Genomic DNA, 2,125 nt, shown 5'->3' on the forward strand with positions numbered 1-2,125 from the left:
CCCTTCCCCCCGCCCACCATCCCCAACGGGTCGGCCATGGAGCAGAGCAAGTACCACCTGGGCAATGGCTTGAGCCCACTGCTGAACGAGACCCGCTACGCGCCCACCGGCGACCAGGAATTCGACAGGGGGATTGCCATGCGCGACGTGAGCAGCGGCTCCGGCTACGTGCAGACGTCTGGCGAGGCCTTCCACGCATACAACGGCAACGCCAGCACCTGGCAGCCGTACGGCCGAGCACAGGGCAACTACGCCATCGCCGTGCAGGGCGTCGCGGTGTGCCCGGGCGAAGGCCTGGGTCCCATGGGCCGCGCCTTTGACATCCAGTCCACCTATACACTCCCAGAGAACGAGGTGGATTCCATGGAGAAGAGCGTCCAGGACTTCTTCAGCATCCTGTAGCCCTCCGCGCTACACCCGATGGGGTTTCCGTAACGGGAAGGGACACATTCCCAGCGCAAGAAACGATTTCGGAAACATCGTGGAAAACCACGCACTCCCTGCTAAACCAGCATCAATGACAGACATGGCACAATCCCTGGCACGGGACCTGCTCTGACAGGGAACCGCCCTCCGACCTCCCGCGTCGGGGGGCGGACCCCCATTCGTCCGTAAGGGATTGCCACATGCCCCAACACTCCTCGCGAGGCCTGTCCGGCCTCGTGCCGTCATGGCTGCGCTCGCTGACCGTCTCCTCCTTCGCGCTCGGAGGGCTGCTCGCGGCCGCGCCGGCCCACGCCGCGGATCCGCAGGAGGTCCGTCCGAACATCGCCACCGTGCTCGACGTGGCGCTGGTGGACGGGGAGCTGACCGCGAGCATCCTGTGGACGGACCGGCAGGACGACCTGCCCCGGTCCTCGAAGCTCGTCTCCTATGACGGCAAGGACACCGCCACCGCGGGGGTGAACGTGACGCCCAAGGCGGGCGAAGTCTCCCAGGTGAAGCTCTTCGGCGCGCTGGACAAGCCCTGGGAGACGGGCTGGGCGCAGAAGCTGGTGCTGGAGGATCCGCAGGGCCAGGCGCTGGCCACCCAGCCCTATGACGTGAACCTGGACTGCGCGACCGAAAAGGAGTGCAGCCTCACCGTGTCCAAGGGCGTCACGTCGGAGAAGGACGTCGTGCACGTGAGCAGCGAGCTGGACGCCGTCGTCACGGAGCTCGACGCGAGGTATGGCCAGGGCGAGTACGACCTGGTGAAGGAGGTGTCCAAGGACTTCCCGCACCTGCGCGGCGAGGCCATGGTCTACGTCCAGCAGTGGTACTGGTGGTACCCCATCATCGGGCCCTGCACCTGCGGCTGGACGACCACGACGACGCGCACGCCCACCACCACCCAGTCCATCCTCGTCTCGTCCCCGGGCCGCAGCCTCTACGGCTGGAACGGGCCGGGCGCGAAGCACACGCTGAGCGCCAACGCCATCCCGACGGGCCCGACCCTCAACCGGACGGTCACCGGCTCCAGCCAGCTGTCGCTGGGACTGCGGTGCTCGCGCCGGATCTACTTCTACTGGTGGGACTTCATGATCTACCGGCCGGGCGGGTGGTTCCCGGTGCGCTTCCCCTTCCCTGTCAGCATTCCCTGCACCTCGCCGTGCCAGGCCCGCTTCGACCACACGGGGCGCGTCACCGGCCGGACGTCCATCAGCGGCGTGGCCACCGCGCGGGAAGCGGGCACCTGGCGCGTGAACGGCGGCACGCCGTACATCAACCAGCTCATCACCGGGAACAACGCCTTCGACGCGGACGCCATCGCCGTCTCGTTCTCGAACACCAGCGCCTACAACACGGTCAGCACGTCGGGCCAGGTGACGATTCCCTCCACGTCCACCTTCGCGAGCGCCCTCGTCACCAACGGCTATGCCCAGGCCATCCACGGCCAGCTGACCTGCCCCCAGATTCCCGCGCTGGCTGGCAGGACCGTCTCGGATTACGGAACGACGCAGGGCACGTCCCACCAGCTCAGCCTGTTCTGGTTCCTCCAGGACTTCGCGGCGGGCTTCTAAGTAGGTCGCCAGAAGTTCCGAGACAAATCCGGGTCGCATGCGCAGTTTCTGGAGCATGCGACCGGCAAGGAGCCCTGCCGAGCTGGGGCTGACAGCATACGACATGCGGAAGCTGGAGCGGG

At 66.9% G+C, this 2,125-nt stretch carries 2 protein-coding genes; both read left to right on the forward strand.

Annotated features, from left to right (window positions below):
• A partial coding sequence (locus D7Y15_RS43195) for a hypothetical protein (RefSeq protein ID WP_233605324.1) occupies positions 1–402 on the forward strand: 402 nt, incomplete at its 5' end.
• Between the two features lie 224 nt (positions 403–626).
• Positions 627–2,003 carry a hypothetical protein gene (locus tag D7Y15_RS43200; RefSeq protein WP_121756197.1) on the forward strand — a complete coding sequence of 459 codons (1,377 nt, stop codon included), beginning with the start codon at positions 627–629 and terminating at the stop codon, positions 2,001–2,003.
• The last annotated feature ends 122 nt before the right edge of the window (positions 2,004–2,125 follow it).

It is taken from the genome of Corallococcus sp. AB030, from assembly GCF_003668965.1.
In the GTDB taxonomy this organism is placed as follows: Bacteria; Myxococcota; Myxococcia; order Myxococcales; family Myxococcaceae; genus Corallococcus; species Corallococcus exiguus.